A 2181-nucleotide genomic window follows, 5' to 3' on the forward strand; every position below is an offset into this window, starting at 1 on the left:
GGTACACATTCATATGATGAAAGACAATTATATTGAGAATCATTATTTTCTGGAATTCAGTCATCCGCAAGCGAACAAGCAGGAAGGGCTCCTACTATGGGCAAAACATGTTGGCTGCACGTCCGACCATATCACGGCTTTTGGTGATAATCTGAACGATGTTGGTATGTTTCTTGCTGCTGGTCGCAAAGTTGCCGTGGAAAATGCGCATTCTGAGATCCTAAACATGGCGGATGAAGTCGTGTCGAGCAATGATCAGGATGGCGTCGCAGCCTATGTGGAAGCTCATATGAAAATGGGTGTATAATGTAAGAAATAAGGGTGAAGGAGAGTTGACTTATGCCTTATAACGATGAACACATGAGTTATACGAATACGTTCATTCAAGTGGCGGTTGACTGTCCAGTTGAAATGGGCGTCGTTCCGCCGATGAAAAAGGAAAGTAAAACAGCTCACAGGATTCAATATGAACTGTTGTCACAAAACCCATACAAATTCACGCAAGGCGAACTTATCTACGCGGTACATCTGCAGCATAAACAGATTCCAGAGACGGAAAGCGAGATGCACGACACTGAAATTCGTGAGGCGTTGTTTGCCAAGAATCACCCCTGTCTTCGAGCGTCCATGCTTCCAAAGAAGCACGGTTGGGGCGTTCATTACAATGAAGAAGGCAAAATAGCGATTTACCCGATGGAATCGGAAGCCTACCGCCAATTTGTTGAAGCTGGGACACACCAGCTGGACGGGCTTAAGCTTTTATTTGCAATGCGCAGTTCACGCGGCTGAGCGGAAGAATGGAATGGAATGGAATCCTTACATGAGAAGGATTCTTTTTTTGTATTTATGGAGGTTGAGGGAGCATAAGAAGTGGTACAGCAGCAGTAGGAGCAGCTTGGTTCCAAGGGGACGATCGACTATGCCTCTTCAGCTGAAATAGATGGAAAAAGCACCGTTATTCTGAGCTGTTCTGCGGCATGGAATGAAGTAGCAGTACAAACTCCAGTTAAATCATCGACGCTGCCCTAAATCTGCTTGATTTGGTGAAATTAGTGGTGGAAATTCCAGTTAAATACACAAAGTGGAGCATATGCAGGAAATAACAGGAGCAATCGGCGTTAATTACGTGCGAATGACCAGAATCGGACTTTTTACGTTTCATTGACAAATTTATAAACAAAATAATATAATATCTATGTATTAATAAACAACTCGAGGAAGTGTTTGTTGTGGAAGTGTCTGATAGGTTTTGGCAGGCTTCAATCGACGATTGGAAACGTGGCTACGTGAAGGAGAATGAATACTATACCTGTCTGCTATGCGGCAAACGTGCGGAAGCAGGGATCGTTTATCCGGAAAGCGGTGTTCTATACGAAGCAGAGCGTTATATGAAATGGCATATTCAGCATGCGCATATTTCGGTTTTTCACTATTTAAGCGGACTAGACAAGAAGCTCACTGGGCTGACTGATCATCAGAATAGTTTGTTGAAGCTTTTCTATGAAGGCAAGAACGACAATGAGGTCCAGCAGGCAATGGGGATTGGCAGCGCCTCGACCATTCGGAATCATCGCTTTGGTTTGAAGGAAAAGGAGCGGCAGGCCAAAGTTTTCCTTACGATGATGGAACTGTTGAAAGAAAAAGATCAGTATGCGCCAACCTTTGTAGATATTCATAAAACAGCTACGATGGTGGATGAACGATACAATGTAACACAAGATGAGTATGATCAAATTGTTAAAAAGTATTTCCCAGATGGCACTTCGGGGAAACTTACCTCCTTCTCGCAGCAAGAAAAACACAAGTTTGTTGTCCTGCGTGAGATCGCCAAACGATTCGAACAGGATCGCTTTTATGGAGAAAAGGAAGTCAACGAGTTGTTAAAGCCGGTGTTTCACGACTATGTGAAAGTCCGCAGATATCTAATTGAATACGGCTTTTTGGAGCGCGAGCCAGATGGCAGCCAATATTGGTTGAAAGGATGACAATGAGAACATGACAAAAAGAGAATCGAATCAACGGAGACAAGAACTACAGCAGATGTATAAAGAGACGAAAAAAGAATCCGGTGTGTTTCAAATTCGCAATACAGTGAATGATAAGCGATGGATCTCGAGTACGAAAAATTTGCGTTCCATGAATGGCAAACGGATGGAGCTTGATATGGGCAAGCATATGAAT

Annotated in this window: 4 protein-coding genes; all 4 read left to right on the plus strand. The window is 43.4% G+C overall.

Going from position 1 to position 2181, the window contains the following annotated elements; genetic code table 11:
• The coding region (locus tag AC1DUA_RS34840; protein WP_477504092.1) for an HAD family hydrolase at positions 1-307 on the plus strand (307 nt) is incomplete at its 5' end.
• Positions 308-339: 32 nt separating this feature from the next.
• Positions 340-789 (plus strand): DUF6157 family protein, encoded by a 450-nt coding sequence (locus AC1DUA_RS34845; protein ID WP_477504093.1) that lies wholly within the window; start codon positions 340-342, stop codon positions 787-789.
• Between the two features lie 440 nt (positions 790-1229).
• Complete coding sequence (locus AC1DUA_RS34850; RefSeq protein ID WP_477504094.1) at positions 1230-1985, plus strand: DUF2087 domain-containing protein; 756 nt, start codon at positions 1230-1232, stop codon at positions 1983-1985.
• A gap of 10 nt (positions 1986-1995) precedes the next feature.
• A partial coding sequence (locus AC1DUA_RS34855; protein ID WP_477504095.1) for a GIY-YIG nuclease family protein occupies positions 1996-2181 on the plus strand: 186 nt, incomplete at its 3' end.

The organism is Paenibacillus sp. 01T422, assembly GCF_056398785.1.